This is a genomic window from Desulfosporosinus sp. FKB, assembly GCF_002196705.1.
Lineage (GTDB): Bacteria > Bacillota > Desulfitobacteriia > Desulfitobacteriales > Desulfitobacteriaceae > Desulfosporosinus.
Genome location: NZ_NADJ01000032.1, coordinates 104,740 through 129,890 on the forward strand (window position 1 = coordinate 104,740; position 25,151 = coordinate 129,890).

31 protein-coding genes and 1 pseudogene are annotated in these 25,151 nt (G+C 44.5%); 26 read left to right on the forward strand and 6 right to left on the reverse strand.

What is annotated here, in order from left to right:
• Positions 1–79 precede the first annotated feature (79 nt).
• From B5Y67_RS10855 to B5Y67_RS10865, 3 genes are all read left to right on the forward strand, one after another.
• A complete protein-coding gene (locus tag B5Y67_RS10855; protein ID WP_088226451.1) occupies positions 80–562 on the forward strand; it encodes a DUF134 domain-containing protein in 483 nt (160 codons plus the stop codon).
• A 29-nt stretch (positions 563–591) separates the two neighbouring features.
• Positions 592–966: a NifB/NifX family molybdenum-iron cluster-binding protein gene (locus tag B5Y67_RS10860; protein ID WP_088226452.1), complete on the forward strand. Its 375-nt coding sequence runs from the start codon at positions 592–594 to the stop codon at positions 964–966.
• Between the two features lie 113 nt (positions 967–1,079).
• Positions 1,080–1,934 carry an Mrp/NBP35 family ATP-binding protein gene (locus tag B5Y67_RS10865; protein WP_088226453.1) on the forward strand — a complete coding sequence of 285 codons (855 nt, stop codon included), beginning with the start codon at positions 1,080–1,082 and terminating at the stop codon, positions 1,932–1,934.
• A gap of 312 nt (positions 1,935–2,246) precedes the next feature.
• Here B5Y67_RS10865 and B5Y67_RS10870 read toward each other — a convergent pair whose 3' ends face one another.
• Entirely contained in the window at positions 2,247–2,717 is a 471-nt protein-coding gene (locus tag B5Y67_RS10870; protein WP_088226454.1) for an HAD family hydrolase, read from the reverse strand.
• Between the two features lie 144 nt (positions 2,718–2,861).
• On the opposite strand from B5Y67_RS10870, the gene B5Y67_RS10875 reads away from it, so the two are divergent.
• Positions 2,862–3,263, forward strand: coding sequence for an iron-sulfur cluster assembly scaffold protein (locus tag B5Y67_RS10875; RefSeq protein ID WP_170932663.1), 402 nt, complete (start codon positions 2,862–2,864; stop codon positions 3,261–3,263).
• A 56-nt stretch (positions 3,264–3,319) separates the two neighbouring features.
• On the forward strand, positions 3,320–3,748 hold the full coding sequence (locus B5Y67_RS10880; protein ID WP_088226456.1) for a MerR family transcriptional regulator: 429 nt from the start codon (positions 3,320–3,322) through the stop codon (positions 3,746–3,748).
• Between the two features lie 221 nt (positions 3,749–3,969).
• Here B5Y67_RS10880 and B5Y67_RS10885 read toward each other — a convergent pair whose 3' ends face one another.
• The gene (locus B5Y67_RS10885) at positions 3,970–4,185 is read right to left on the reverse strand and encodes a hypothetical protein (protein WP_088226457.1); all 216 of its coding nucleotides are present in this window, start codon (positions 4,183–4,185) and stop codon (positions 3,970–3,972) included.
• A 336-nt stretch (positions 4,186–4,521) separates the two neighbouring features.
• Between B5Y67_RS10885 and B5Y67_RS10890 the strand changes: the two genes are divergently transcribed.
• The 10 genes from B5Y67_RS10890 to B5Y67_RS10935 are packed head-to-tail and all read left to right on the forward strand — an operon-like array spanning position 4,522 to position 13,298.
• Positions 4,522–5,430, forward strand: a complete 909-nt coding sequence (locus B5Y67_RS10890) for a cytochrome c3 family protein (RefSeq protein WP_088226458.1) — start codon at positions 4,522–4,524, stop codon at positions 5,428–5,430.
• Positions 5,431–5,961 carry a YeeE/YedE thiosulfate transporter family protein gene (locus tag B5Y67_RS10895; protein WP_088226459.1) on the forward strand — a complete coding sequence of 177 codons (531 nt, stop codon included), beginning with the start codon at positions 5,431–5,433 and terminating at the stop codon, positions 5,959–5,961. It abuts the gene before it with no gap.
• A 1-nt stretch (position 5,962) separates the two neighbouring features.
• Complete coding sequence (locus B5Y67_RS10900; protein ID WP_170932664.1) at positions 5,963–6,541, forward strand: YeeE/YedE thiosulfate transporter family protein; 579 nt, start codon at positions 5,963–5,965, stop codon at positions 6,539–6,541.
• Between the two features lie 33 nt (positions 6,542–6,574).
• Positions 6,575–8,791, forward strand: coding sequence for a molybdopterin-dependent oxidoreductase (locus B5Y67_RS10905; RefSeq protein WP_088226460.1), 2,217 nt, complete (start codon positions 6,575–6,577; stop codon positions 8,789–8,791).
• Positions 8,792–8,802: 11 nt separating this feature from the next.
• Positions 8,803–9,378: a 4Fe-4S dicluster domain-containing protein gene (locus tag B5Y67_RS10910; protein ID WP_088226461.1), complete on the forward strand. Its 576-nt coding sequence runs from the start codon at positions 8,803–8,805 to the stop codon at positions 9,376–9,378.
• A 20-nt stretch (positions 9,379–9,398) separates the two neighbouring features.
• Positions 9,399–10,295 carry an NrfD/PsrC family molybdoenzyme membrane anchor subunit gene (gene nrfD, locus B5Y67_RS10915; RefSeq protein ID WP_088226462.1) on the forward strand — a complete coding sequence of 299 codons (897 nt, stop codon included), beginning with the start codon at positions 9,399–9,401 and terminating at the stop codon, positions 10,293–10,295.
• A gap of 48 nt (positions 10,296–10,343) precedes the next feature.
• Positions 10,344–10,796 (forward strand): ubiquinol-cytochrome c reductase iron-sulfur subunit, encoded by a 453-nt coding sequence (locus B5Y67_RS10920; protein ID WP_088226463.1) that lies wholly within the window; start codon positions 10,344–10,346, stop codon positions 10,794–10,796.
• The gene (locus B5Y67_RS10925) at positions 10,793–11,413 is read left to right on the forward strand and encodes a cytochrome b N-terminal domain-containing protein (protein WP_088226464.1); all 621 of its coding nucleotides are present in this window, start codon (positions 10,793–10,795) and stop codon (positions 11,411–11,413) included. The genes B5Y67_RS10920 and B5Y67_RS10925 overlap by 4 nt, the downstream gene beginning before the upstream one ends.
• Before the next feature lie 17 nt (positions 11,414–11,430).
• The gene (locus B5Y67_RS10930) at positions 11,431–11,802 is read left to right on the forward strand and encodes a hypothetical protein (protein ID WP_088226465.1); all 372 of its coding nucleotides are present in this window, start codon (positions 11,431–11,433) and stop codon (positions 11,800–11,802) included.
• Positions 11,799–13,298 carry a hypothetical protein gene (locus B5Y67_RS10935; protein ID WP_088226466.1) on the forward strand — a complete coding sequence of 500 codons (1,500 nt, stop codon included), beginning with the start codon at positions 11,799–11,801 and terminating at the stop codon, positions 13,296–13,298. The genes B5Y67_RS10930 and B5Y67_RS10935 overlap by 4 nt, the downstream gene beginning before the upstream one ends.
• 74 nt (positions 13,299–13,372) lie before the next feature.
• Here B5Y67_RS10935 and B5Y67_RS10940 read toward each other — a convergent pair whose 3' ends face one another.
• Both B5Y67_RS10940 and B5Y67_RS10945 read right to left on the reverse strand, forming a co-directional pair.
• Positions 13,373–13,675, reverse strand: coding sequence for a hypothetical protein (locus tag B5Y67_RS10940; RefSeq protein ID WP_088226467.1), 303 nt, complete (start codon positions 13,673–13,675; stop codon positions 13,373–13,375).
• A gap of 13 nt (positions 13,676–13,688) precedes the next feature.
• Entirely contained in the window at positions 13,689–14,120 is a 432-nt protein-coding gene (locus B5Y67_RS10945; protein WP_170932665.1) for an AraC family transcriptional regulator, read from the reverse strand.
• Between the two features lie 279 nt (positions 14,121–14,399).
• Here B5Y67_RS10945 and B5Y67_RS10950 point away from each other — a divergent pair, with 279 nt between their 5' ends.
• The 5 genes from B5Y67_RS10950 (at position 14,400) to B5Y67_RS10965 (ending at position 16,735) form a co-directional block, all read left to right on the forward strand.
• The gene (locus tag B5Y67_RS10950; protein ID WP_088226469.1) at positions 14,400–14,606 is read left to right on the forward strand and encodes a zinc ribbon domain-containing protein; all 207 of its coding nucleotides are present in this window, start codon (positions 14,400–14,402) and stop codon (positions 14,604–14,606) included.
• Positions 14,607–14,669: 63 nt separating this feature from the next.
• The gene (locus B5Y67_RS25320; protein WP_170932666.1) at positions 14,670–14,873 is read left to right on the forward strand and encodes a 4Fe-4S dicluster domain-containing protein; all 204 of its coding nucleotides are present in this window, start codon (positions 14,670–14,672) and stop codon (positions 14,871–14,873) included.
• Positions 14,863–15,075 carry a hypothetical protein gene (locus B5Y67_RS25325; protein WP_170932667.1) on the forward strand — a complete coding sequence of 71 codons (213 nt, stop codon included), beginning with the start codon at positions 14,863–14,865 and terminating at the stop codon, positions 15,073–15,075. The genes B5Y67_RS25320 and B5Y67_RS25325 overlap by 11 nt, the downstream gene beginning before the upstream one ends.
• 80 nt (positions 15,076–15,155) lie before the next feature.
• On the forward strand, positions 15,156–15,542 hold the full coding sequence (locus B5Y67_RS10960; protein WP_088226470.1) for a DUF302 domain-containing protein: 387 nt from the start codon (positions 15,156–15,158) through the stop codon (positions 15,540–15,542).
• 302 nt (positions 15,543–15,844) lie between these two features.
• Positions 15,845–16,735: an NAD(P)/FAD-dependent oxidoreductase gene (locus tag B5Y67_RS10965; protein WP_088226471.1), complete on the forward strand. Its 891-nt coding sequence runs from the start codon at positions 15,845–15,847 to the stop codon at positions 16,733–16,735.
• A gap of 194 nt (positions 16,736–16,929) precedes the next feature.
• Here the strand turns inward: B5Y67_RS10965 and thrB are convergent, their stop codons facing one another.
• Positions 16,930–17,826 (reverse strand): homoserine kinase, encoded by an 897-nt coding sequence (gene thrB, locus B5Y67_RS10970; protein WP_088226472.1) that lies wholly within the window; start codon positions 17,824–17,826, stop codon positions 16,930–16,932.
• On the reverse strand, positions 17,823–19,118 hold the full coding sequence (locus tag B5Y67_RS10975) for a homoserine dehydrogenase (RefSeq protein WP_088226473.1): 1,296 nt from the start codon (positions 19,116–19,118) through the stop codon (positions 17,823–17,825). Before B5Y67_RS10975 ends, thrB begins: the two co-directional genes overlap by 4 nt.
• Before the next feature lie 364 nt (positions 19,119–19,482).
• Here B5Y67_RS10975 and ilvE point away from each other — a divergent pair, with 364 nt between their 5' ends.
• The 6 genes and pseudogenes from ilvE (at position 19,483) to leuB (ending at position 24,842) form a co-directional block, all read left to right on the forward strand.
• Entirely contained in the window at positions 19,483–20,382 is a 900-nt protein-coding gene (gene ilvE, locus B5Y67_RS10980; RefSeq protein WP_088226474.1) for a branched-chain-amino-acid transaminase, read from the forward strand.
• 19 nt (positions 20,383–20,401) lie between these two features.
• The gene (gene ilvB / locus B5Y67_RS10985; RefSeq protein ID WP_088226475.1) at positions 20,402–22,090 is read left to right on the forward strand and encodes a biosynthetic-type acetolactate synthase large subunit; all 1,689 of its coding nucleotides are present in this window, start codon (positions 20,402–20,404) and stop codon (positions 22,088–22,090) included.
• Positions 22,091–22,095: 5 nt separating this feature from the next.
• Positions 22,096–22,575, forward strand: a complete 480-nt coding sequence (gene ilvN, locus B5Y67_RS10990; RefSeq protein WP_088226476.1) for an acetolactate synthase small subunit — start codon at positions 22,096–22,098, stop codon at positions 22,573–22,575.
• Between the two features lie 70 nt (positions 22,576–22,645).
• Positions 22,646–23,644: a ketol-acid reductoisomerase gene (ilvC, locus tag B5Y67_RS10995; RefSeq protein WP_088226477.1), complete on the forward strand. Its 999-nt coding sequence runs from the start codon at positions 22,646–22,648 to the stop codon at positions 23,642–23,644.
• Between the two features lie 42 nt (positions 23,645–23,686).
• A pseudogene (gene leuD, locus B5Y67_RS25885) lies at positions 23,687–23,782 on the forward strand (3-isopropylmalate dehydratase small subunit); the annotation flags it as partial.
• Complete coding sequence (leuB, locus tag B5Y67_RS11005; protein ID WP_088226478.1) at positions 23,775–24,842, forward strand: 3-isopropylmalate dehydrogenase; 1,068 nt, start codon at positions 23,775–23,777, stop codon at positions 24,840–24,842. The pseudogene leuD and the gene leuB, both read left to right, overlap by 8 nt.
• Positions 24,843–25,151 lie beyond the last annotated feature (309 nt).

Consider the following 25,151-nt stretch of genomic DNA (forward strand, 5'->3'; position numbering starts at 1 on the left):
GGATAAACTCTTATACTTGATTATTCCAACGATTGTGGCTATACTGTAATTGAGCATATGCCCAAAAGGAGCTGATACAATGTCAAGACGGCGTTGTTGCGGCCGAATTGATGAGACAATAGCTTGCCAAACGTTTATTCCTCAAGGATATTCACGTTGGCCGGAAGTATCAATCCAGCTTGAAGAACTTGAAGCCGTTCGTCTCAAAGACAAATTAGGCCTGGATCAAATTGAATGTGCAGCATCTATGGGAGTTTCCAGAGCTACGTTTCAGCGAATCCTTGGAGCAGCTAGAGAGAAAATTGCCACTGCCTTGTTAGAAGGCAGGCCCATCATTATTCAAGGGGGTAATTATACTGTAAAAAATAGGGTTTTCGAGTGTCTTCATTGTCAACATATCTGGGAGGAAAAACCTTGTTCTGCGGGTGGTAAGCATGGCTATGAAATAGTCTGCCCGAAGTGTGGCAACCTGGAGAAAATGCGTTTAGACAATGGGATCAAACGTCCTTGCGGCAGTCACTTAAGAAAGAAAAGCAGCAGTGATTGTTGTGAAGAAACTTAAAAAGGGAATAATTAAAGGAGGTTATTTTTATGGCGAAAAAGATTGCGATTCCGACAGATGGTGAGGTTTTAGACGCCCACTTTGGACGGGCTGCAGGGTTTACGGTCTTTGAAATTGAGGGGCAAACCGCACGCCTGGTTGAAAAACTCAGCGCAACAGGTCTTCAGCACCAGCATGAGGGACTTGCCAATATGTTTAAGAACAAAGGAGTAGAAGTTCTCGTTTGTGGCGGGATCGGCGGGGGAATGATCAACGGCCTTAATGCTGTAGGATTAGAAGTCGTCTCAGGAGCTTCAGGGAGAGTTGTTGATGTTGCTCAAGCCTATGCGGAGGGTAAAATTGTAAGCACCGGATCCGTATGCCAACATGACCACGAACACGAACACAATCATACCTGCCACTAAGTTAAGGATCTGCCAATATTGGACAAACTTGACAAAGCAAGAATCAGGGGAGTAAGATGAACTCGGATTACCCATTTGCAGGGTAATTTATGATAGGAAAGGGAGGCTGTACCGTGAGTGAAGCGTGTAATAGCTGTTCTGCAGCAGGAACTTGTACGGGAGATAGTTGTTCCAATGAACCAAAATTGACAGAGGCTCAAAAAGCCAGCCATATTGACAAGATTATTGCTGTTATGAGCGGCAAAGGCGGCGTTGGTAAATCTTCTGTGACGAGCATGTTAGCTGTGAGCCTAATGCGTCAAGGCTACAAAGTCGGGATCTTAGATGCTGATATTACAGGACCAAGTGTCCCGAGAATTTTTGGGGTTACAGGCAGAGCAGGTGTAAGTAAGACAGGAATTCTTGCTCCTCAGAGCCGTGGTGGGATTAAACTCATGTCGCTGAATCTTATGATAGAAACAGAAGATGATCCTGTTATTTTAAGAGGACCACTCATCACTCAAATTGTTAATCAGTTTTATACTGAAGTTGTCTGGGGCGACTTGGATTACCTCTTGATTGATTTGCCTCCGGGTACCGGAGATGTTCCTATTACAGTCTTCCAATCATTACCTGTCGATGGGGTTGTTATGGTAACAAGTCCTCAATCATTAGCAAATATGGTAGTTCGCAAAGCCATTAAAATGGTGCGAAACTATAAACCTCCCATTTACGGCTTGATCGAAAATATGGCCTATGTACAATGTTCAGATTGTAATCATCGCATGGAGGTTTTTGGGAAGCCTCAAGGTAAGGATGAAGCTGAACGAACGAATATTCCATTTTTAGGTGAGCTTCCTCTGGATCCCACTTTAGCACAATTATCGGATGCCGGTAAGGTTGAAGATTATCAATCACCTGTGTTTGACCAAATAGCGAAACGCTTAGCTGAAGAAATCAAAAACCATAGTGGTGAAAAGTTAGCCTAATATGAGTGAACTCGCTTACGCTAAAGCTGAACATCGGGGCTTCAGATACAATAATGTCCAGTGGACATTATTTGCCGAGCCGCCTTTCCCAATAGGAATACTTAGCGGCGAAGGAGGACTCTACCCCACCTGAAGTTTACGAAGGACCCCACACCCCCACTTATAGAAGTGGGGGTCTTAAAAACTGGATAAAAAGGCCAAGGCTTACCCTCAGGACAAGCCTTGGCCTTTGTTTTATTTCACCAGAGGTCAATACGTGAGAAGACTGTCTCTTCGTGCGTCAGTTCAGTGTTCTTTATAAGCTGAAAAAAATTATTGTCTGAGAGTAGCTTTCAGGCGTTGAGGTTTTAAGAGCAACCCAAAGGCGTCTTCAATATCCTTGACAATAATGTCGGAGGCCAATAAAGCAGATGTACAAGCCCCTTCAAAGCCAATTACGCCAATCCCCAAATAGGCTCTTTCAAGCATTAACTGATCATTTGCACCGTTTCCGACGGCAACAACATGATCTGGATTGAAATTCAATAAGTAGTCTGCCTTTTCTCTGGTATGGTTCGAGCTTGTTAAGACATTTACTTGGACGGGTAAGTCCTGGCACTGACGTTTCACGGTTCCGAAGGTATCAGACGTTAGAATATGAATGTCCATTAAGTGAGCTAGATGCCGCAGATGTTCTCTGGCCGATTCTAACATGTTGCCATCTAAGGCCAAAGTACCGTTATAATCTAAGACCAATACTTCTAAGACGACGATCCCTTTGCCAGGGATTTCTAATTCAATCATTTGTTTCACACTCTTTTACGAAGTTTCTGTAAAGTATCTTTGAGGAATATAATAACTGAACGTATATTAAATTTCAATAAATTTATTGAAAAGAATTCAATGATGCCATATAATGTGATCATATTCATAAATGGTGGTGAGACGATGTATTCACAGAAGGTTACCGAACTAATAAGGAATCCTATTAATCAAGGAAAAATGACGAATTCGGATGGTGAAGGAACAGTAAAAGATCCACAAAGCGGGGATGTTTGTACAATTTATATTAAGGTTGAATTTGGTATTATAAAAAGTATCAGTTTTTGGGTCGAGGGAGATGAAGAGACTCTAGCCTGTTGTAGTATGGCCACCGTTTTGGCCAAAGAAAAACATTTGGCAGAGGCGTTAAGGTTAAGTAAACAAGATCTTATGGAAGCCTTAGAATGGTCCGATGAGGTGAAACATTCTTGTTTAGACCTTGTCATAAATACTCTGAGAAAAACAATTCAAGACTATCTTCTTAAACGGGGAATTTACTATATTCAATATGAAAAACTGGATACCTAAGATCTGGATACTAAGATTATATAGCGAAGTTTTTATGCAATTTGGAAGTGACAAAAATGCTTGATGAGGATCAAGGATTGTATACGATTGGCACGGTTGCGGAGTTAATTGAAGAACATCCGGAGACTCTAAGAGTTTGGGAACGAAATAACCTTATCCATCCGGAAAGAAAAGGAAGACAACGAAGATATTCAAACAATGACATTAAGAGACTGCAATTTATTAAATATTTAACAGATCAAAAAGGGCTGAACATCGCTGGCGTCAGACACATAATTTCTATGTATTCATGCTGGTATAATCGCAATTGTAAAGGGGGCGCTTATCAGAGCAGTCCCGTTCCGGTTAATGAATCAAAAGCTTGTTGGAAAATAAAAAACACGTATTGCCTCGTTGCAAGTGACAAAGCCGAAATGTGTAATTCTTGTGCTCTTCTGAAGAGTTGTCGAGCCGGTGAGGAGTGTAATATAAAGGATAATGGCTGAAAAAACGACTGTAATGTCGTTTTTTTAACTTTATAATGCATGGCAGCTGAACATCGGGGCTTCGGTGACGAAAGTGCCTAGGCCATAACAAATTCTATCGCGCTAAAGGATGGAATCTTCCCCCGAAGCAAGGTATGGGAACCACTCGCACTTGTAGAAGTGGGAGTCTTACGATTGGATAAAACTATATTACTCATAGCCCGGCATTCGCCGAGCTATTTTTATTCGCGTCGAGCTAATTCCTTCTGAATAAGGACAAGAGAATTTTTTAGGATTGATAATTCGGCTTCGTATTTTTTGACAGTATGGCCGGGAAGATGAAGCCCAGTTTGTTTTAAAACATAGTCTCTCTCTTCTTCCAATTCTTCAAGTTCTTTGGACAAAGTTTCTAAACGTCGGATTAAAATCTTTTTTTCTAATAAGGTTAAATCCTCCATGGAGCACCTCTCCTCTTTAGGCAGAATATTACAGTATACGACATAGGGGTATTGTTTTTCTATATTGACCCTGCGAGATTTTCATTGTATGCTATAAGTAATCACACACCCCCTCCCCAGGGGGTAGGACAAAGGAAGCTTGTGATTATATTACCATAGCCAGCAATTAATCGCTAGACGATTTATCTAAAATAGTATTACATATTTCAATTCGATGATCAAAAGAGTTAATTGTGTTGGCAAACTAAAATGAATCTGTAACCTTGGAGGTGATCAAAAAGAGGATATGCGGATAGCTAAACTATTTGATAATTTGAAATGGGGTGAGGAGTAAACGTGAAACGGTTAAAAATGTCTATTATTGCCTTAATCTTCGGGATTGTTGGAATAGTTTTCGTTGGCTATTCAGGACTGTCTACTCCCAAAGACGCTCAAGCAGCCTGTGGGGCATCAACGTCTTCCTGTAAAACGTGTCACGAGGTTCAAGGAGCCGATCCTGTTTCCAAAAAGGGAGATTGGCATACACAGCACTCCTTTGGAGATTTCTGTCAGGCTTGTCACTTGGGTGTGGCAACGGAAACTGATAAGACAAAAGCTCATGCGGGGATCATTGCTAAACCTCTAGCTCAGCCGGATCAAACTTGTGTCTCGTGTCATCCAACGGATACTGCGGCACGAGTTGCCAAATACGGAGGATCAGCAACAACGTCCAATGCTTCAGGAAATAACTCAAAAGGAAGCTCCTCTGCTGCAGGGACAGCTCCTTCCGCAGAGACGGGATCAGTCGCTCCTTCGCCGGCAGCAACTCAAGTTCCGCCGAGTTCTAACCCGAACTTTGATGTTCTTGACTTTAGTAATAATGGCAAACTATCCTGGCTTACTTGGTCTATCATCGCTGCCGATATTCTGATTCTTTTAGTTTTGGCGATTTTGCTTTGGAAATGGAAAAAAGGTCTCTGGCCATGGGCTTACCTTAAAGGAAGGCAGAGAAATGTTCCCTTTAATACCCTGCCGTCGGAAGTTCAAGACGTATTTAGGCAATTGCTTGCCGGGGATATGGAGACAGTTTTGCTGCTGAAAACCATTTTAGAACGTCCCAATGGGCGGCAAACCTTGCTATTCTTATCTCAAGTGCCAGAGAATATCCTGACTCAGCTGCAAAGGATGGATGAAAAAGATCTGAAACAATTGATTTCCTTAATCGAGGCTGAGAAAGAGAAGGATAGGGGAAAGGGGGAAGTATAGATGTCTTTTACTGAAAAAATGAAAGAAAAAACATGGTCTCCATGGGCCGCGGGCTTTCTTTTGGGAGTAACTGCCATAGCCTCCTATGTTCTGGTTGACAAGACGATCGGTTCTTCCGGAGGCCTCGAAAGCATCGACAGTATGCTTTTAAAGACGTTTCATTCTAACTTAGCAAACTCGATGTATTTTAAATTTCAGATGCCTCCCGTACTAAGTTTTCAAATTATCCTGTTTATTGGCATGCTACTTGGCGCTCTTGTCTCAAGTTTATGGTCTCATGATTTTAAAGTACGCATGATGCCTGATCAGTTGTGGACCCAAAATTACGGGCCCAGCAAGTTGAAACGGTGGGCATTAATTTTTATCGGCGGTATGATTATTGAATATGCTGCCGGGATTGCCGGCGGATGTACGAGCGGTTTGGCCATATCAGGGACAATGCAGCTTTCACCGGCAGGCTTATTATTTATAGTTGGCTTGTTCGTGTCTGGGATTATCACAACCAAACTTTTGTATGGGAGGGATTATTAACATGACCACTTATGTTATCCCTTTAATTATTGGTTTTTTCTTCGCCTTTGCGCTGCAAAAAGCCGGCTTAGGTCATTATCATCGGATTGTCAACCAATTTCGTTTTAAGGATAACACCATCATGAAATTTATGATGACAGGGATTTCAGTGGGGCTTGTTGGTCTTTATGCTTTGAAGGATCTGGGCTTTATTCAACTGGATCAAATGTCCTCGACATATATCGTCGGCAATCTCCTGGGCGGACTTCTCTTTGGAGTTGGTATGGCATTAGCCGGGACATGACCAGGTACTTTGATCACAGGTTGTGGTCAGGGAAATATGGACTATTTGATTCCTGGAGTTTTAGGTTTTCTTGCCGGCGGCGTTCTCTTTGGGGCTACCTACCAGTCAATCTTCTTAAAAATATCCACTATTGGCGTTTATGGGCAGCAATCCCTTGAGGAACTGCTCCATGTAAACCATTGGCTGTTTATCTCTCTCTTTGTTTTCTGTACTCTCGTGTTCTATGTGGGTTCGAAAATTGCCGAGAAAGCAAAAGATGTCTCCGAAAAAAAGGCCAAAGATCTGAGGATGAACTAAATCTTCTCGGTAATTAAGAAAGGAGGTCCGACTATGGCCAAAATTTTCACATGGAACCAGTTGTTCAGCCGACGGCAGTTTATTAAAGGTGCAGCAGGCACCGTGTTGGGTGCCTCTGCCGGTCTGGGACTGTTAGCACCGGGTAAAACCTTTGCAGGGTCTTCTTCTTCAATACCGGCAGATTCTGCGGAGAGTAGAGGAATTAAGAAGGTAACTACCATCTGCGAGCAGTGTGTCTGGCGCTGCGGCGTAATTGCCCGGGTTGAAAACGGTGTTGTAAAAAAATTGGAGGGAAATCCCGATCATCCCAATAATGTGGGAAAGCTTTGTCCGCGGGGAAATGCAGGGATCGAAACATTATACAGCCCCGACCGTATAAAATTTCCTCTTATCCGGGCGGGGGCGAGGGGAAGCGGATTGTGGCGCAGAGCTTCCTGGGATGAAGCTTTGACATATACGGCGGGTCAAATGAAAAAGATTAAGGATAAGTATGGGGCCAAAGCCATGATGTTCAACTCCACTGACAACCTGTCCCAGCCTTTGTTTGAGATCTTGCTCAAAGCTTACGGTACCCCAAACTATGGCACCCAGAGGAGTCTATGCTTCAATGCTATGACCACCGGTTTTTATTATACCTACGGTGTTCCTCAACCAGGAACGGATTATAAAAATTGCAAGTATATGATCTTTGCGGGCAGAAATCTGGCCGAAGGAATTTCCAACAATGAAACCCAGGAAATGATTGAGATGATTGCCAGGGGAACTAAGGTTGTGGTTCTTGATCCGCGTTTCAGCAAAACAGCGTCGAAAGCCACAGAGTGGCTGCCGGTGCGCCCGGGAACAGATTCCGCTTTCTTTTTAGCTATCCTGAATGTCATTATTCAAGAAAAATTGTACAATCAGGATTTTATCACTACCTATACTCAAGGTTTTGACGATTTAGTCCAGGAAGTCAAGGAATATACGCCGGAATGGGCGGAGAAAAAGTGCGAGATTCCTGGAGCGACAATAGAGAGGATTGCCCGGGAGTTTGCAGCAGCTGCTCCTGCCGCTATTGCCCATCCGAACTGGCGCACCTCAAATTTTAAAAATTCTTTCCAGACTGAGCGGGCAATTGCGGTCCTTAATGCCTTAATCGGCAATTGGGCTAAGCCGGGGGGACTTATTCCAGATCAGGAAATCAATACTGCCAAGCTTGGCGTTTTATCTCATCCACCCTTTCCTCCGGCTCAGGGAATGCGGCTTGACGGTGTACCCTGGCAGTATCCTCTGGTACCTCTATCCTATGGTGTAATTCAAACTATGCGGGATAATATCTTGACCGGCAAACCTTATGAGGCCAAAGGATGGCTGATTTCCCGCCAGAATCCAATTCTCTCCATTCCGGAACGGCAGAAAACCATCAATGCTTTTATGAAGTTGGATTTTGTTGCGGTTATTGATATCCAAGCCAGTGATACGGCCTATTATGCCGATGTGATTTTGCCCGAATCCAGTTATCTGGAACGTTATGACGGCTTAGTCCCTATCGGCGACAAAATCTTTATCAGGCAGCCAGTGATTGAGCCCTTATATGACACGAAAAGCAGCTTAATGATTTATAAGGAACTGGCCGACAAATTAGGCCTCGGTGATTTTCTTCCCTACAAGGATGAGCGAGATCTTTTGGCCAAACAACTTAAACCCTACCCGATCAGCTTAGATGAGTTAGAGAAGGCAGGCCATTATGTGGTACCGAATTTCCAAAAGGATTATTCCAAAGACTTTGAATTCCAAACCAGCAGCGGGAAAATCGAATTATCGTCGAGTATCATGGCGCAAATGGGCAAAAAAGCGGTGCCTACCTGGGATGAGCCGCCCCGCCCTTCGCAAGGTCACTATTATCTGTTGACGGGAAAAACTGCGCAGCATTCCCAGATGTTTACGCAGAACAATCGTTGGTTATTGGAAGTCTTTTCGGAAAACCGAGCCTGGCTGCATACTTCAGTGGCTGCTAAGCTTGGAGTTAAGACAGATGACAAGGTTATTCTGGAAAGCGACGTTGGCAAAGTGACGATTAAAGCCCAGGTTACCGAAGGAATCCGGCCGGACTGCATTTTCATGGTCGGAGGATTCGGTCATGTCAGCAAAGGGCTTAGATCAGCTTATAAACTTGGAGCAAGCGATTCAGCACTCCACAAGACCGTTACAGATCCACTCTCTGGAGGTTCGGCTTTGAGTGAGACGTTTGTAACTGTAAGTAAGGCGTAGGAGGGAAAACTATGACAGTTCGTATGGGATTTGTCATTATCACTTCGCGCTGTATCGACTGTGATGCCTGTATGGTCGCGTGCCGCGCAGAAAATGACGTACCCATTGGAAAAACACGCAATTGGGTCAAAAGCAGCGGTGTTCAAGGTGAATTTCCCAAGGTTAAAGAAGTTTTTCAACCCGGAAATTGCATGCATTGTGAGCACCCTCCCTGCGTTTCGGTATGTCCCACAGGAGCGTCCCAAAAACGCGCCGATGGTATTGTCATTGTTGAAAACAGTAAATGTATCGGGTGCAAATATTGTATTACTGCTTGTCCTTATGATGCTCGTTTTGCCAATCCGGAGACAGGCAAAGCAGATAAATGTACGTTTTGTTTGCAGCGCTTGGAGCAAGGCTTAAAACCGGCCTGCGTCCAAACTTGTTTGGGAAAATCACGGCACGCGGGTGATCTCAATGACCCGGAGAGTGTTGTAGCCAAATTAATTGCCAAATACCCAAGTCGTCAGTTGCTGACGTATGTGGGAACCGGCCCCAATATTTATTATATTGATGAGGTCGTTCCGGAAATACCTGAGGGCAAATAAGGGCGAAGGAGGGATTGCATGTGGAAATAACCTGGGGCTTATTAATTGTTATTTACCTCTTTACTGCAGGGGTGAGTGCAGGAGCTATGATTACCTCGAACCTGACCTTGCTTTTGGGCGGTAAAGATTTTGAAAGGGTTGGCCGTTGGGGGGCATTAATTTCACCCTTTCCAATTTCCTTTGGGCTGGGTGTCTTGCTACTCGATTTAGGGAGCCCTTTTAACTTCTATCGTTTATTTATGACGTTGCAGGTTCGCTCTCCCATGTCTTATGGTAGTTGGGCGATTCTTTTCTTCACCTTGCTGAGTGTTGTCTATCTATACCTTTGGCTGCCTCAGAAGTTGCAAATTGTCGGGGAAGCTAAAGCTTTGGAACAATGGAAAAGAAGATTGGCTAAAATAATTCCTTTCTTGTCGGTAGGTGTGGCCTCCTATACAGGCCTTCTTCTCAATGCTGCCGCACGTCCCTTGTGGGCAGCTCCCCTGCTGCCGGTGCTTTTTTTGGTATCTGCTTTGTCTACCGGGGTGGCTGCTGTAATTTTCGTCTCAGCAATTACTCCCTGGCAGAGGGCCAGACAGGGGGAACTGCACCTATTGACTAAAGTGGATGCTTTGCTCATCGCTTTAGAATGTTTTATACTATTAGCAATGATAGTGATGGGCAGGTTAAGTTCTCTCAGTGTTGCAGCGGCTTTCGGGAGTATGATCTACGGACAGTTTGCCTTTATTTTTTGGATTTTGATCGTAGGCTTGGGGCTGTTAGTTCCTTTTTCCCTGGAGTACATGGAATTGAAAGAGAAATTTTCAGTTCGCTGGACTCTGCCAGTTACTATCGGCAGCAGTTTCCTCGTTCTTTTTGGCGGTTTTTTTGTCCGCTATATCATAACTTATGCCGGGCAATTGACCCGTTGGTTTTAGGCGATTCCAGGATTTTGATCTGAGCGAAGAAGAAAGGGCTGAAAAAGGATGGCAGGGCAAATAGAGTGCTCGCGACGGACAGTATTGCGCTTTGCTTGGTCCGGAATGGTTGCGGTGGGCGCCTTAAGTGTCAAACCTCTTGTTGACTATCTGACAAGTAAAGAAGATCAGCCGCGCACGTCCTTGGTAGCCTATGAAAAGAGCCTTGTGGAAAAAACGGATTGGCAGCATGTGCCCAATTCACGTGTTTGGGTTATGCGGGATGATCAAGGCATTGCTGCTTTAGTTGCGACCTGTACTCACCTGGGCTGCGAAGTAACGTATCATCCGGAAAGAAAACAATGGTTATGCCCCTGCCATGGCAGTATTTACGACACAGACGGCAGGCCTGTAGAAGGGCCTGCTCCTAAAGCCTTGCCAAGGGCGGCTGTGGAGCGAAAGGCGGATGGGTCCTTGATCATTAATACGGAGAAGCAAGTTGGATTGGATGCCCGGCTATGAAGGATAATTTTGTTAATCACCTGCGGCCGCGCTTTATCTCGGATCGGGCACTTTCGGTCTACTACACCTTTTGCCTCGGAGGGCTGTCATTTCTGGCATTTCTAATGCTTGGGATTACAGGGATTCTTTTAATGTTTCACTATCAGCCCGGTACAAGTTCAGGTTTCAGCAGTGTTCTAACGATTGGGTCGGTAATTCCCTACGGTTCCGTCATTAGAAACCTGCATTATTGGTCGGCACAACTTATGGTTGTGACCGTTAACCTGCACATGGTCAGAGTCGTCTGGACTCATTCCTACAAGCCTCCGAAGCAGCTTAATTGGCTCGTTGGTGTCGGACTGCTGGTGCTTGTTTTAGTTTTGGATTTTACGGGTTACCTGCTGATTGGTTCTCAAGAAAGCGGTGCAGCGGCAACGGTTGCTGCAAATCTGCTAAAGCAAATTCCGGGATTAGGCACAGCCCTGGCGCAGATTGCCTTAGGCGAACCGACCGCTTTAAGTGGCAGCACTTTGATTGTCTATGTCTGGCATTGTGTGGCCTTGCCCTTGGCTGCGTTCTGGCTGCAGCTCTATCATTTTTGGCGGATCCGCCGTGACGGCGGAGTACGCCCTCTCTAGGGAGGGAGATAGCTAAAATGGCTCGTTCACCCATTAATCAGCTTAAGGATAACGAGGGAATAGCCGCCCTTGTTTTTCTGATCCTTTGCACTCTTTTGGCTTTCAAAGTTTCGTCCAGCGTGGGAACGAGCAATTTGGCTCCGGCAGTTCCTCATGCGGCAGCCCCCTGGATTTTTGGGCCTTTTCAAATACTGCTTTTGTATCTTCCGCCTTGGCTGGGGGCTTTAATGATTCCGGCCTTAATCCTTGTTGGTCTGGCCGTTGTGCCCTGGATTGCTCACTATTGGGGGGATAAATGGGGGAGAGGGATTTTCAGCGCTCTTTTTAGCCTGGTCCTTGTCCTCCTCTTCTGGTTTATGGTGAAAGAATTGTGGTGGAGTCACCTATGAAGAAAGTTCTGATCTTAGTAAGTCTTTTTCTCGGTCTCATTGTTTTGATTCTTCTTATTCAGGGCAGCACTCCGGATTGGGCTCACTATCAACGGGAGTATTTTCAAGAACAGGCAGCAAACTTGCAAGCGCAATTAAGTTTAACGAAAGATAAGACGAAGAAAACTCAGCTGCAGCAAGAAATCAAAAGCTTTGAAAATCGTAAGCCTGAAATTATTGACTTGGTGCTTCCCAACGGGAACGTTGAGCGCTGCAAAACCTGTCACATCGGCATAGAGGAAATTTCCAGCTCTCATCCCAGTAATACCTTTGGCTGTGTCGTTTGCCACGGGGGAAATGCTCTCTCTTTGGACAAAGCAACGGCCCATGCTCAAATGTATGGAGGGGGGCACCCGGGTTCCCTGAACGCAGCTTCTTTAAGCTGCGGAGGAACGGCTGAGAATGGGATGGCTTGTCACTCCGGCAACCAGGAAGCGGCGAAAAATGAAGTCGATCTCGTGAAAACGTCGATTATGTCCACAAAGGCCGGCGAGCTCAGTGTTGTACGCCGGATGTTCGGTTTTGATAAAACGAATGAGGTACCGGGGCTTGCCAAGGGACAGACAGCAGCGCTTTATCCTAATCCCTTGCAGGGACAGCCCAATCAGAAAGCGTTTCAGCAGAACTGTTTGAGTCAATGTCATCAAAACGGAGGGGAGATCCCCGTTTTTCCAACTCCGAATAATACTTCTCCCCAGGGCAGCCAAACTGGGGTTAAATCTCAAACAGAGAACAAGATTCCGGCGAACGGTTGCGAGGTATGTCATGTTCTAACAAACCCTATGCATACATATATCGGGACAGATACGACCATGAGATCCGCTAATTTTGGCTGGGGGATGACCCACAGCTTGACAACCCAAATTCCTTACTCCCAGTGTAATCAGTGCCATAATCAAGGAAATCATGACCCGATCAAAATGAGTTTTGCGTTTCGTTCAGATATGACCAAAGTTATTAGTGACTGGAAATCCGGAGATGCCAATTATTTGGACCGGGTTAAAGATTACTATTTGCCCGGTGAAATCTTCGCTCAATGTGAAGTCAGTCTGGATTGCATTGACTGTCACACAAGGCAGGATGTCATGGGAGATAATTTACTCCACACCTCACAATATGATGCTGTTCATCTTCAATGCCAAGACTGTCATGGCACAAAAGAAACCCTCCCCAAGACCAACAAGATTGTGAACCCTAAGGACTTAGCCTTTGAAGAACAACTGACGAACCCTAAGTTTCCCGCTCTGAAACTTGGGGATGAGATTCTTATTACGGGAAAAGGTGAGGAGCTGCCCTTTATCCGCCATGAAGGAAATAGTTGGGTACAGACCAGCCGTGTGACAGGTAAAACCTTCAATATTCCTTTAGTTTATGGAAGCAAGTGTCAGCAATCGCTTCTGGAGCAGGGGGCAGACTCCTGTCACAAATGTCATGACCGGAGCGCAGCCCATCCCTAAGAGGACCTCCTGTCTAAGTTATTATAAAAAACACAGAGGCTATGAATGTATCTTCTATTCATAACCTCTGTGTTTTATTTGTTATTGTCCTCCTCAAAGGAAACGTTATCCATCCATAATTCCCCTGTGCCGCTGAGCAGCATACCGATATTGATAATGGCGCTGTTATCCGGTACATCTAGTACAACCGAATAATGGTTCCAGTCTGTATCGCCCGTTATGGGTCGGTTTTGCATATTATCGATTTTGATCACATTCGCGGTTATGTTGTCAATCCTCATCCATAGTCCACCCCAGCCTGTCACGCCTTTTGCTTTGATAAAGCCGGATAAACGCACTCTTTTTCCGATATAGTTTTTGGCTTTATATTGCTGCATTACCGTATAATAGTCACTTGTCTCCAATTCTATGCTGGTGCTTTTTAAAACGACCGATTTTGTTCCTTTGAAAAAAAACTTCTCGGTCAAATGCAGCTTCAAATTTCCCTGGAGCCGTTCCTGTTACGATCCATCCGGGAATCTGCTGATTGGTTTGCATATCGTTCACCTCATTTGTAGTTACTAATTGGTTTATCGCACGGCGGTATTTTCCGGTAGGAAGCGTGTATACCTTCTTAAATTCTCTTGTAAAGGCCTCTTGAGATTCAAAACGACAATAGAGAGCAATGTCCATAATACTAAACTTCGATGACAGAAGAAGTTTTGCCGCCATAGTCAACCGGTGGCTTTGAATATGCTCCTTCAACCCCAAGCCGATCTCGTGCTTAAAAATGCGAATAAAGTGATATTTTGAAAATCCGGAAACTTTTACAATCTCATCCAATGGGAGGTAGATAATTTAGACAATAAATTCAGGAATTAAAGAAAGAAATTCCAACGGGTTGACAAATCAGTGATATGCGAATATATTGGAATTACAATGATACCCCAGCAGGGTATAAGGGGCAAAAATAAGATTGCTGTTTTACTTGGTACACGACAGACTCATTTCCAAACTTAGTTGCAGTACAGAAGGAGCCAGGAACCGGGATTCTGAATATCAGGTCTGGAGCCGAGCAAAGCAGTAATTATGAACTAAAGTCAATTAGGAGGATTGAAGACGATGCCAAGTTATGATTTAATCTGCCAGACATGTAATCATAAGTTTTCTGTCTTTTGCAGCATAAGCCAAAAAGACCGGCAAGTATGTCCGGTATGCGGAAGTGACCAAATTAAACAGCGGTTTACTACAGTTAATGTTATGGGGAAAAGCTCGAGTGGAGGATCTTCTGTAGGCGGCTCAAGCTCTGGACCTCAACGCTTTGGCTGAGCAGGATGCTAAGGAGGAACCGGGTGTTCCTTTCATAAGGCGGGAATAAGGAGGAGAAAAGGAATGTCAGCGTTTATCTTGGAAAAACTTTGCCGGGGGTGCAAGCGCTGTGTCAATACCTGTCCCGAACAGGCCATTGCCATGTTGTCACATTTGGCAGTGGTAGATCCTAAGAAATGTGTGGGATGTGAAGCTTGCATGGAAGCTTGCATGCATGGCGCGATTACCTTTGTGGAGACAGGGGAGATGAAGATTAATGGTGGATAATGGACAAGCGCATGAAAAGCCACTGGATCAACAGGAAGTATTACAGCGGCTTACAGAAGTTGAGGAAAAGCTTATTGATCTTAAAGCTCGTTGGCCGTATCACTCGGTGCAGCCACGGATGGTAGCAGAACGAGAAGATTTGGAAGAGGAAAGAGACCATTTGTTGGGTATCCTAAATGTATTGGGAGTTGTTTCGGATTAATTTCCTAAATCGAACAACAAAGCATTCTATTGCTTAAAACCAAGAGATTGAATTATTATCTGATAAAGCGAGGGAAAGTCATGGATTTAAAGTATGAAGTCAAAACGAATAAACCTTTTGAGACAGCTGTGGAAGATTTGAAGAAAACAATAAGCAACAATAGTTTCGGTGTTTTGTGGGAACTTGATTTTAAAGACAAATTGGCAGAAAAAGGGCTGGATTTTCAAGGTCACTTTAAGGTTTTGGAGGTCTGCAATCCCAAACAAGCAAAAGAAGTATTGGAGCTTCAAGTTGAAGTCGGATATTTTTTACCCTGTAAGGTGGTTGTTTACGAAAAAGAAAAAAGTGTGTATATGGGAATGATGCGTCCGACATCTTTGATTGGTATGCTGGAACACGAACAATTGATGAGTGTTGCTCAACAGGTAGAAAGCGTGTTAAAGAAAGCGTTGGATGAGGCGATCTAGATAATTAATCAAGGTGAACAACATTTCGGGATATTATTTAAATAATCCTTGGGGCTGCGTAAAAACTTCATTCTAAAAATCAATTGGGTTCAAATAATCAAAGGCGTTCTCGCTTCACTAGTATAGTGGAGTGAGAACGCCTTTATTTAATGATTAGGCAAGCAAAGCCCATTTGCCGCTTGGTTCCTGCAGTTGTATCCCTTGTCAGGATTCCTCGGAGCAATATTAAAAGTTGATAGTTAATATGGGGAATTTGGGGAACACTTTCGCTATAAAAGAAATGACTCAAGGAGGTTTAAAACGTGTCTGAGGATCTTAATAATATCAAAGATCACTATGAACTTGCCATTATTGGATGCGGGCCGGCAGGGATGGCGGCAGCCCTTAATGCAAAAATCAGGAAACGAGATTTTATTTTGTTGGGCTCGGAATTCTGCAGTCCAAAGCTGTCTAAGGCACCTCAAATTGAAAATTGGCTCGGTTTTCCTGAAATAAGCGGTGAGGATTTAAGACAGCGGTTTCTAAATCATCTCAATGAAAAGGACATATCTATTATTCCTTTTAAAGTTACAAGTATATATCCGGGCCCTCCTTTCACTATCATTGGCAAGGAGAAATCCCTGGAAGCCGATGCTCTCATTCTGGCGACGGGAGTTTCGGCGAGCAAATTATTTCCCGGTGAAGCCGAATTGCTTGGTATGGGTGTCGGCTATTGTGCCACCTGTGACGGTCCCTTGTATAAAGACAAGAAGGCAGCGATTATTTCTTATAGTCACGAAGGTGAGGATGAGGCCAATTTTATGGCCGACATCTGCTCCCAAGTCTATTATATTCCTTATTACAGTGACGTTCCCTCCCTTGATTCCCGGGTTGAAGTTAAGAAGAGCAAAGTTGCGAGGATTGTGGGGAAAGAAAGGGTAGAACAACTTGACCTTGGGGATGAACAATTAACCGTAGACGGAGTATTCATCATCAGAGAAAATCTTCCTGCCGAGCAGCTTATTTCAGGTCTGGAAATGGAAGACGGTGCGATTAAGGTAAATCACAAATTGGAAACTAGTTTTCCAGGGTTATTTGCAGCCGGCGATTGCACGGGACAACCCTATCAGTTAATTAAAGCTGCAGGAGAAGGCGGAACTGCAGCCCTTCAGGCGGTGAAATATCTGGATAGTCTTAAAGTTCCTAAACCCTAAATCCAAATTATTATTTGTTCATGCACTCGACCGCAATGGGGCTATATAAAAAACAACAGGTAGGATTTCGAGTTTCCTACCTGTAAGGGTTTGTTTTTCTATTTCTAACCTGCCGCTCTCGTTAGAGTCTAACAAGTGCGAAGACAGTTCTTCGAGCGTCAAGTTTTCTTAATTCGGACTGTCACAAGAATTCCTTATTCGTCTGAAGAGACGGCTCCGCAGTGGTCAACATCAAGTATGATGGTCTGGGCCTCAACCCCAAATTGCTTCATAGTCGTCAGCATGGACTGGCAAACTGCGTTCTGGGAGGATTCCGGAATTAAGGCAATTAGCGTAGGGCCTGAACCGCTCAGAGCTGTTCCATAGGCTCCGGCTTGTTCGGCAGCCTTTAGGGTTTCAAACATCCCCGGAATAAGAACAGAACGTTTGTTTTGATGAAGCATGTCGCGCATTCCCTCTTTCAAGAGGAGATAATCTTCACGAATGAAGGCGTCAATTAATAATCCTGCATGGGAGATATTAAATACAGCTTCTTGACGAGATACTTCGGGAGGTAAAATGCCTCTGGCTTTTTCTGTTTTTAGGCGCAGGTTAGGAATAAGAACCACTGCCTTCAGATTTGCCCCCTGTCCTAAAACTCTAGGCAGAACTCCATCATCTGTAGAAACAGCTAAGGTGATTCCCCCATATAAGGCCGGTGTGACGTTATCAGGATGTCCTTCAAGGGTATTGGCCATCTGCAGCAGTTCTAATTTTGCTAAAGGGGCCCCGGCCAAAATATTAGCTGCCACAAGTCCGCCTACAATGGCAGCAGAGCTGCTGCCGAGACCGCGAGCCGGGGGAATATGATTTTCCAATGTCAGGGCAATGGTCGGAATGGGATAATTAATTTGCTCCCAGAGGTGGCACATGGTTTGCCAGACAAGGTTGCTCTCGTCAGTTGATATACCTTCTTTATAGGTTCCTGTTAACGAGATTTGGAAGGGGCGGTTCACGTCGATTTTAATTGAGTTGTACAGTTGGAGTGCCAGGCCAAGACAGTCGAAACCGGGTCCAAGATTGGCGGAGGTAGCAGGGATTTTTACGATCATGAGTTTGACTCCTCCCCTTTTTCAAAGCGTATTACGTTGTGAATCATGAGAACTTTACTATACGCCCGAACTGAGTCCAGGGCTTCTTGAAGCGCGCCTTCGCGGCAGGGGTGCGTCATTAGTACGATTTCGGCTTGCTGTTCGCCGCGGGGCTTTTGGATAATAGAAGCAAAGCTGATGTTTGCTTCGGCAAAGAGGAGCGCTAAAGTGGCAAGGACGCGAGGTTCATCTTTCACGAGAAGACGGATATAAAAGGCAGTGAAGAATTCCGAGGAGGCTTTGATTCCGAGATCACGATAACAGGTGCAGTTAATAATCGACGTGGAGTTAGACTGGATGTTGCGAATGACACGAATGATATCAGAAACTACGGCACTGCCGGTCGGCAGCGATCCTGCCCCGCGACCATAAAACATGGTTTCTCCCACAGCATCCCCCACAACATAAATGGCATTATAAACACCGTTTACCGAAGCCAGGGGATGGTTCATGGGCAAAATTGCCGGATGAACACGAACTTCTATGCCTTCTTCGTGATGTTTTGCGATAGCCAGTAATTTGATGGTACAGCCGAGTTCCGCCGCATAGGCTAAATCTTCGCGGGTGATTTTGGAGATGCCTTCCACAAAAACATCCTTGAGGGTAACACGTGAATTAAAGGCAATGGAAGCAAGGATGGACAGCTTTCGTGCTGCATCTAAACCGTCGACATCGGCCGAAGGGTTAGCTTCAGCATAACCTAAGCTTTGGGCTTCAGCCAATACTTCAAAATAATCCCGTCCCTGTTCTGCCATAGCAGACAGGATATAGTTGGTCGTTCCGTTAATGATTCCGATTAAAGCCGAGATTCGATTAGCAGCCAGAGCGTGTTTAAGGGCAGCAATGATAGGGATTCCGCCGGCGACACTTGCTTCAAAATAGAGGTCTTTACCAGCCGTATTGGCAGCGTCCAGGAGTTCTTGTCCATGGAGAGCCAATAAGTCCTTATTCGCCGTAACCACGTGTTTTCCTTGGCGCAGCGCTTCTAATATATAAGAACGAGCGGGTTCAATTCCTCCTATAACTTCAACAATAATATCAATCTCTGGGTCCTGGAGGATATCATTGGCTTGGTCTGTAAGGAGAAACTTTCCTGGAATGTTTCGGGGAAGTTCGGGATTGCGGACAAGAATCTTTTTTATCTGAATTTCACTTTGAGTTCTCGTTTGTATATCTTCGGCATTTTGCTGTAATATGCTGACTACGCCACTACCAACGGTTCCAAGACCTAAAAGTCCAATGTTAATAGGCATCTTTGCAGCTCCTCTCGATAAATACAAATGTGTTGTAATAGTGGACATTATACCGCTAATTATCAAGTTTTGACAAGGCATCCAGTGAATTAATATGAATTTCATGGAAAAAGGGTTGACACTGAGGAATGTATTCTGTATCATATACACAACGTCAGCAATACAAATGTCTTATAACAGAGGAGGAAGTGTATCTAGGGTTCCGGGGGCAACCTGTCTGGTCCAAGCGATACAGAATCCAATTACGGATTTACACCGTGGGTAGAAAAAACCCAAGCGGAAAGTTCCACGTTGCTAGGGACTGGGCTTGGGTTTTTGAGTTGTCTGAATTATTGCGGATATTTGATAGAAAGGGGTTAATCTCATGGGACTCGTAATTTACTGTAAAGGGGCTTTCGTTTCTGAAGAAGAGGCAAAAGTATCAATTTTTGATCATGGCTTTTTATATGGAGACGGAATTTTTGAAGGAATTCGCGCCTATCATGGCCGGGTTTTTAAATTAGAAGAGCATTTAAAACGCCTCTATGAATCGGCGAAGTCGATTCATTTAGAGATTGGGATATCGAAGGATGAAATGCAGGAGATTGTCTTGGAAACATTACGCAGAAATGGGTTAAGAGATGCATATATTCGTTTAATTGTTTCCCGTGGCAAAGGGGATTTAGGACTCGACCCAAATAACTGTCCCCTAGCTTCAATCTTTTGTATAGCAGATCAAATAAAAATCTTTGAGCCGATTAAATACGAACGGGGATTGGAAGTCAAAACTGCTGCCACTCGAAGAAATAATCCTGATTCCTTAAACCCTAGAATTAAATCTCTCAACTATTTGAATAATATTCTTGCCAAAATCGAAGCCAATCAAGCGGGAGTTGTGGAAGCAATCATGTTGACTCAAGATGGCTACGTTGCCGAAGGGACTTCTGACAATATTTTTATTGTGCGCAACGGAGTACTGATAACTCCCCCTTTATCTGCGGGGGTTTTGGAAGGTATAACCAGGAATTCGGTTCTGGAGCTTGCCCGTGAATTGGGGATTAGGACGTCTGAAGAATTATTTACCCGTCACGATCTCTATACTGCCAGTGAGTGCTTTTTAACGGGTACAGCGGCTGAACTTATCCCTGTAGTTAATGTCGATGGCAGGGACATTGACAATGGAGTTCCCGGAGAAGTCTTCAAAAAACTTCTCGCTGCCTTTAGGGCTTTAACTCTTGTCAACGGTCCTGAGATTTATAAAGCGCAGAGCGCAACAGCCAGATAATAGAGGAGGGAAATGAAATATGAGTGAAGAAAAGAAGGGATTAAGTGGAGCAAAACTATTATTAAACGCCTTACAAGAGGAAGGTGTGGACATTATTTTTGGCTATCCCGGCGGAGTATTGCTTCCTCTATATGATGCTATGCTGGATACTCCTATTCGCCACGTCTTAGGACGCCATGAGCAAGGGGTTGTTTTTGCTGCTGACGGCTACGCACGAGTCAGCGGTAAAGTAGGAGTATGTCTGGCGACGTCAGGTCCCGGGGCTACAAATCTGGTAACCGGTATAACCAATGCTTATTCCGATTCAATTCCTCTTGTGGTTCTAACAGGGCAAGTGCCAACAAGTTCCCTTGGATCGGATTCCTTTCAGGAAGTCGATATTATCGGCATTACAATGCCGATCACAAAGCATTCCTATATTGTTAAAGATCCTCGCGACCTTCCCAGAGTAGTTAAAGAAGCCTTCTTTCTTGCCCGAACCGGGCGACCAGGTCCTGTTGTAATTGATCTGCCGAAGGATGTTTTAGCCCAGGAAAATGTTGAACCTTTTCCCAGCGATATGAAGCTTAAGGGGTATAAAATCTTTGGCAGGGGCAATAACAGTAAAGTCGAAGAGGTAGCTCAGGCACTTTCCGAAGCGCGAAAACCTGTTCTTTATGCTGGTGGGGGAGTTGTGACAGCAAATGCCGAAGGAGCCCTGCGTCAATTTGCTGAAAGGGCGAATTTACCCGTTGTCACAACGTTAATGGGGATTGGCAGCCTTCCTTACGGTCATCCTAATCTTTTAGGAATGGTCGGCATGCATGGTACAGTGACCGCTAACTATACAGTGGATGATTGTGACTTGCTGATCGCTGTAGGAGTTCGCTTCGATGATCGGGTAACAAGCGGTTTAGGCCATCGATTTGCGACAAAAGCAAAAGTCATTCATATGGATATTGATCCAGTGGAAATTAGTAAAGTTGTAAAAACACACATGCGAATTGTCGGAGACGCTCGTAAAATTCTTGAAGAACTCCTGGAGGTTCTGCCGGGACATTCGCTTCCTGAGCTTTCCGAATGGTGGGGACAAATTCGGAACTGGCAGAAGGATAATCCCTTAGGCTGTGATTTAGACTCCTTAACTCCTCAATTAGTTATAAAGACACTTGGTGAACTGGCTGGCGGAGAGGCTGTTATAGCTACTGACGTGGGACAACATCAAATGTGGGTGGCTCAGTTTTATCCGATAGCACGTATGCGCAATTATGCAACAAGCTGCGGCCTTGGAGTTATGGGCTACGGACTGCCGGCTGCAGTGGGGGCTCAATTGGCTCGTCCTCAAGATAACGTATTTTTAATAACCGGAGATGGTTCACTGCAAATGTCTATTCAGGAGCTGGGAACCGTCGCTCAAAACAAACTGCCAATTAAAATTATCTTGCTCAATAACGGTGTTCTTGGAATGGTTCGTCAAATGCAAAAGATGTTTTATGATGGACGGTACAATCATATTCAACTTGAAGGAAATCCGGATTTTGTCAAAGTGGCCGAGGCCTATGGAATTCGTGGAATTCACGTTAATTCTGTAGATCAGGTCCGTGGTGCCATTGAAGAAGCAGTTAATTCTTCTGGACCGATATTGCTGGATTTCAAGATTTCCCCTGATGAAAATGTTTTACCGTTAGTCCCTCCAGGAAAAGTTATCACTGAAATGATTGTGAGGTAATGAGTATGTTGCATACACTTGCAGTTCTTGTGGAAAATCACCCTGGCGTTTTGATTAAAGTAGCAGGACTTTTTGCCCGCAGGGCTTACAATATTGAGAGCCTGACCGTTTGTCAGACTGAGGATCCTGAAGTATCAAGGATGACGATTGTGGTAGCTGGTGATGATCAAGTTATCGAACAAGTTAGAAATCAGTTAAGTAAACTTGTTGTTGTGCACACTGTTGTAGATTTAACTGAGAAGAGTGTTGTGGATAGAGAACTGGCCCTGGTGAGGATTCCAATTAATTCAGAAACACGCTCTGAAGTCTTTCAAACCGTGGATGTTTTCCGCGGACGGGTCGTAGATATGGGCAGAAGCAATATCACTGTTGAATTGACCGGGGACATTGATAAAATCGGTGCCTTCGTCCATGCGATTCGTCCCTATGGTTTACTAGAATTAGTGCGAACGGGCAAAATAGCTATTATGCGTTCCGAAGCATGAGGTGTATAATAGATATTGTTTGCAGCCTATTTTAATATAATAGTTTAGGATTAGAGAGGAAGATTATAAAATGGCAAAAATGTATTATGAAGTTGACGCAAATCTTGAATTACTCAAAGGAAAAGTTATTGCGGTTATGGGTTATGGCAGCCAAGGACATGCTCAAGCTCAAAACCTTAAAGATTCAGGCCTTAAGATCTTAATTGGACTCCGCCCCGGCAGTGCACGCTGGAAACGGGCTGAAGAAGCCGGCTTTGAAGTTATGACGGTTTCCGAAGCAGCCGCTCGTGCCGATGTCATACAAATCCTGCTTCCTGATGAAACCCAAAGTAAAGTTTATGAAAATGAAATTAAACAACATTTAACCTCAGGCAAAGCGCTTGTCTTTTCCCATGGCTTTAATATTCACTTTGGACAAATTGTTCCTCCCAGTGATGTTGATGTATTCATGGTTGCGCCAAAAAGTCCGGGACATTTGGTTCGCAGAACCTATACCGAAGGCGCAGGGGTACCATCCTTGATTGCAGTTCATCAAAATGCTACAGGTAAAGCTAAAGAGTTGGCCTTAGCTTACGCTAAAGGAATTGGGTCCACTAAAGCCGGAGTGTTAGAAACGACCTTCGGCGAAGAAACCGAAACAGATTTATTCGGAGAACAAGCTGTTCTTTGCGGCGGAACTTCAGAGCTTGTTAAAGCCGGATTTGAGACTTTGGTGGCAGCTGGCTATCAACCGGAAATTGCTTACTTCGAATGTATGCATGAATTAAAGCTGATTGTTGACTTAATGTATGAAGGCGGTCTGAGCTGGATGCGCTATTCAGTATCTGATACGGCTCAATATGGCGATATGACAGTAGGAAAACGAATTGTTACTGATGAGACCCGCAAAGAAATGAAAAAGGTATTGACTGAAATCCAAGACGGAACCTTTGCGAAAAATTGGTTGTTGGAAAATCAGGCTAACCGTCCGGCCTTTAACGCTATGGCTCGACGTGAAGAAAATCATCTCATCGAGAAAGTTGGAGAACAATTACGAGGTATGATGAGCTGGCTGAAAAAACACGAATAGAAGCAACAGGTAAAATCAGCAGTAAATAAAACAACAGGTATGGAGTTTCAGGCCAGATCGTTTCCTCCAATTATGCAGGAGTTGATTCGTGCGGGCGGACTGATTCCATATGTTCGAGGGAGGGAACAGAATGCCTAAAGTCGTTGTTCTTCCGGGAGATGGTATTGGTCGGGAAATTACCCCGGAGGCTATTAAGGTATTAAAAGCTGTCTTAAAAGACAGTTCAGTAAAGCTAGAGTTTGAAAATCATTTAATTGGCGGAGCGGCCATTGATGAAGCAGGAAAGGCTCTTCCAGATGCTACTCTCGAGGCAGCATTAGCCGCAGATGCAGTTCTTTTAGGATCAGTAGGCGGACCAAAGTGGGATACCCTGCCCGCCCCGCAGCGCCCAGAGTTAGGCGGTCTTCTTGCAATTCGCAAGGCACTGACTCTGTTTGCGAATATACGTCCCGTTAAAATGCTGCCCATGTTAGTTGAAGCATCAACTCTTCGCCCTGAAGTCGTACAAAATGTTGACCTCGTGGTTTTGCGTGAATTAACGGGTGGGTTATATTTCGGAGAGAAAGGCAGAACCAAGAACCCTCCCAGTGCTTTTGACACCTTGATTTATTCAGAAGAGGAAATTCGCCGGATCGTTGAGCTTGGTTTCCAAATGGCTCGTCAGCGTCGCGGCAAGCTCTGCTCAGTGGATAAGGCCAATGTTTTGGAATCTTCTCGTTTTTGGCGAGAGATCACCTTGGACGTTGCCCAAAAGTATCCTGAAGTTGAGTTAACCCATATGTACGTTGATAATGCTGCCATGCAGCTTGTTCGTTACCCAACTCAGTTTGATGTCATAGTGACAGAGAATATGTTTGGTGATATTCTAACGGATTTAGCCTCCATGCTTATGGGCTCTATTGGTATGATTTCTTCAGCGAGCTTAAACGGGAAGAAAGGGCTTTATGAACCGGCTCATGGTTCGGCTCCTGATATCGCCGGTAAAAATATAGCCAATCCTCTAGCTACGATTCTTTCAGGAGCGTTGATGCTGCGTTATTCCTTTGATTTGGAAGAGGAAGCAAAGCTGATTGAGCGTGCCGTAGAAAGAGTGTTAGAGGAAGGATACCGCACAACGGATCTTGCAAAACCTGGGGATAAAGTCCTGGGGACTCGCGAGATGGGTGATGCCGTTGTAGCTGCTCTAGGGAAAAAATAACAAGTCTATGTGCCTAACCATCTTTTACTGCTGGGGAAATTACTTATTTCTTATAATTTCCAAGATTATCAGACTTGCATATTATAACTATATACGCTACAGTATAGTTGAATTGTATATTGAATGAAGTCAAGGATCGACCCAGTATGATCGACGTGGAGTTCAGAGAGGAAAACAAGCGCTGAGAGTTTTTCCGTCTGCGTTGTCAGAAACCCAGTCGTGAGACTCTGATGATGAATCAGACGGTTTCCACCGTTAGAGGGATTGTTTATTGGATTACACTGATAACATTGAGCTGGCTTTGCAATA

What these genes read in the sequence shown, in the direction of transcription:
- B5Y67_RS10925 (WP_088226464.1), top strand. Translation starts at nt 10,793, where the DNA reads ATGAAGGATAATTTTGTTAATCACCTGCGGCCGCGCTTTATCTCGGAT.
- B5Y67_RS10870 (WP_088226454.1), bottom strand. Translation starts at nt 2,717, where the DNA reads ATGATTGAATTAGAAATCCCTGGCAAAGGGATCGTCGTCTTAGAAGTA.
- B5Y67_RS10930 (WP_088226465.1), top strand. Translation starts at nt 11,431, where the DNA reads ATGGCTCGTTCACCCATTAATCAGCTTAAGGATAACGAGGGAATAGCC.
- ilvN (WP_088226476.1), top strand. Translation starts at nt 22,096, where the DNA reads ATGTTGCATACACTTGCAGTTCTTGTGGAAAATCACCCTGGCGTTTTG.
- B5Y67_RS10940 (WP_088226467.1), bottom strand. Translation starts at nt 13,675, where the DNA reads ATGCAGCAATATAAAGCCAAAAACTATATCGGAAAAAGAGTGCGTTTA.
- B5Y67_RS10905 (WP_088226460.1), top strand. Translation starts at nt 6,575, where the DNA reads ATGGCCAAAATTTTCACATGGAACCAGTTGTTCAGCCGACGGCAGTTT.
- leuB (WP_088226478.1), top strand. Translation starts at nt 23,775, where the DNA reads ATGCCTAAAGTCGTTGTTCTTCCGGGAGATGGTATTGGTCGGGAAATT.
- B5Y67_RS10880 (WP_088226456.1), top strand. Translation starts at nt 3,320, where the DNA reads ATGCTTGATGAGGATCAAGGATTGTATACGATTGGCACGGTTGCGGAG.
- B5Y67_RS10975 (WP_088226473.1), bottom strand. Translation starts at nt 19,118, where the DNA reads ATGCCTATTAACATTGGACTTTTAGGTCTTGGAACCGTTGGTAGTGGC.
- B5Y67_RS10935 (WP_088226466.1), top strand. Translation starts at nt 11,799, where the DNA reads ATGAAGAAAGTTCTGATCTTAGTAAGTCTTTTTCTCGGTCTCATTGTT.
- B5Y67_RS10860 (WP_088226452.1), top strand. Translation starts at nt 592, where the DNA reads ATGGCGAAAAAGATTGCGATTCCGACAGATGGTGAGGTTTTAGACGCC.
- B5Y67_RS10910 (WP_088226461.1), top strand. Translation starts at nt 8,803, where the DNA reads ATGACAGTTCGTATGGGATTTGTCATTATCACTTCGCGCTGTATCGAC.
- B5Y67_RS25320 (WP_170932666.1), top strand. Translation starts at nt 14,670, where the DNA reads ATGTCAGCGTTTATCTTGGAAAAACTTTGCCGGGGGTGCAAGCGCTGT.
- ilvE (WP_088226474.1), top strand. Translation starts at nt 19,483, where the DNA reads ATGGGACTCGTAATTTACTGTAAAGGGGCTTTCGTTTCTGAAGAAGAG.
- B5Y67_RS10960 (WP_088226470.1), top strand. Translation starts at nt 15,156, where the DNA reads ATGGATTTAAAGTATGAAGTCAAAACGAATAAACCTTTTGAGACAGCT.
- B5Y67_RS10920 (WP_088226463.1), top strand. Translation starts at nt 10,344, where the DNA reads ATGGCAGGGCAAATAGAGTGCTCGCGACGGACAGTATTGCGCTTTGCT.
- B5Y67_RS10875 (WP_170932663.1), top strand. Translation starts at nt 2,862, where the DNA reads ATGTATTCACAGAAGGTTACCGAACTAATAAGGAATCCTATTAATCAA.
- B5Y67_RS10950 (WP_088226469.1), top strand. Translation starts at nt 14,400, where the DNA reads ATGCCAAGTTATGATTTAATCTGCCAGACATGTAATCATAAGTTTTCT.
- B5Y67_RS10895 (WP_088226459.1), top strand. Translation starts at nt 5,431, where the DNA reads ATGTCTTTTACTGAAAAAATGAAAGAAAAAACATGGTCTCCATGGGCC.
- ilvC (WP_088226477.1), top strand. Translation starts at nt 22,646, where the DNA reads ATGGCAAAAATGTATTATGAAGTTGACGCAAATCTTGAATTACTCAAA.
- B5Y67_RS10855 (WP_088226451.1), top strand. Translation starts at nt 80, where the DNA reads ATGTCAAGACGGCGTTGTTGCGGCCGAATTGATGAGACAATAGCTTGC.
- thrB (WP_088226472.1), bottom strand. Translation starts at nt 17,826, where the DNA reads ATGATCGTAAAAATCCCTGCTACCTCCGCCAATCTTGGACCCGGTTTC.
- ilvB (WP_088226475.1), top strand. Translation starts at nt 20,402, where the DNA reads ATGAGTGAAGAAAAGAAGGGATTAAGTGGAGCAAAACTATTATTAAAC.
- B5Y67_RS10885 (WP_088226457.1), bottom strand. Translation starts at nt 4,185, where the DNA reads ATGGAGGATTTAACCTTATTAGAAAAAAAGATTTTAATCCGACGTTTA.
- B5Y67_RS25325 (WP_170932667.1), top strand. Translation starts at nt 14,863, where the DNA reads ATGGTGGATAATGGACAAGCGCATGAAAAGCCACTGGATCAACAGGAA.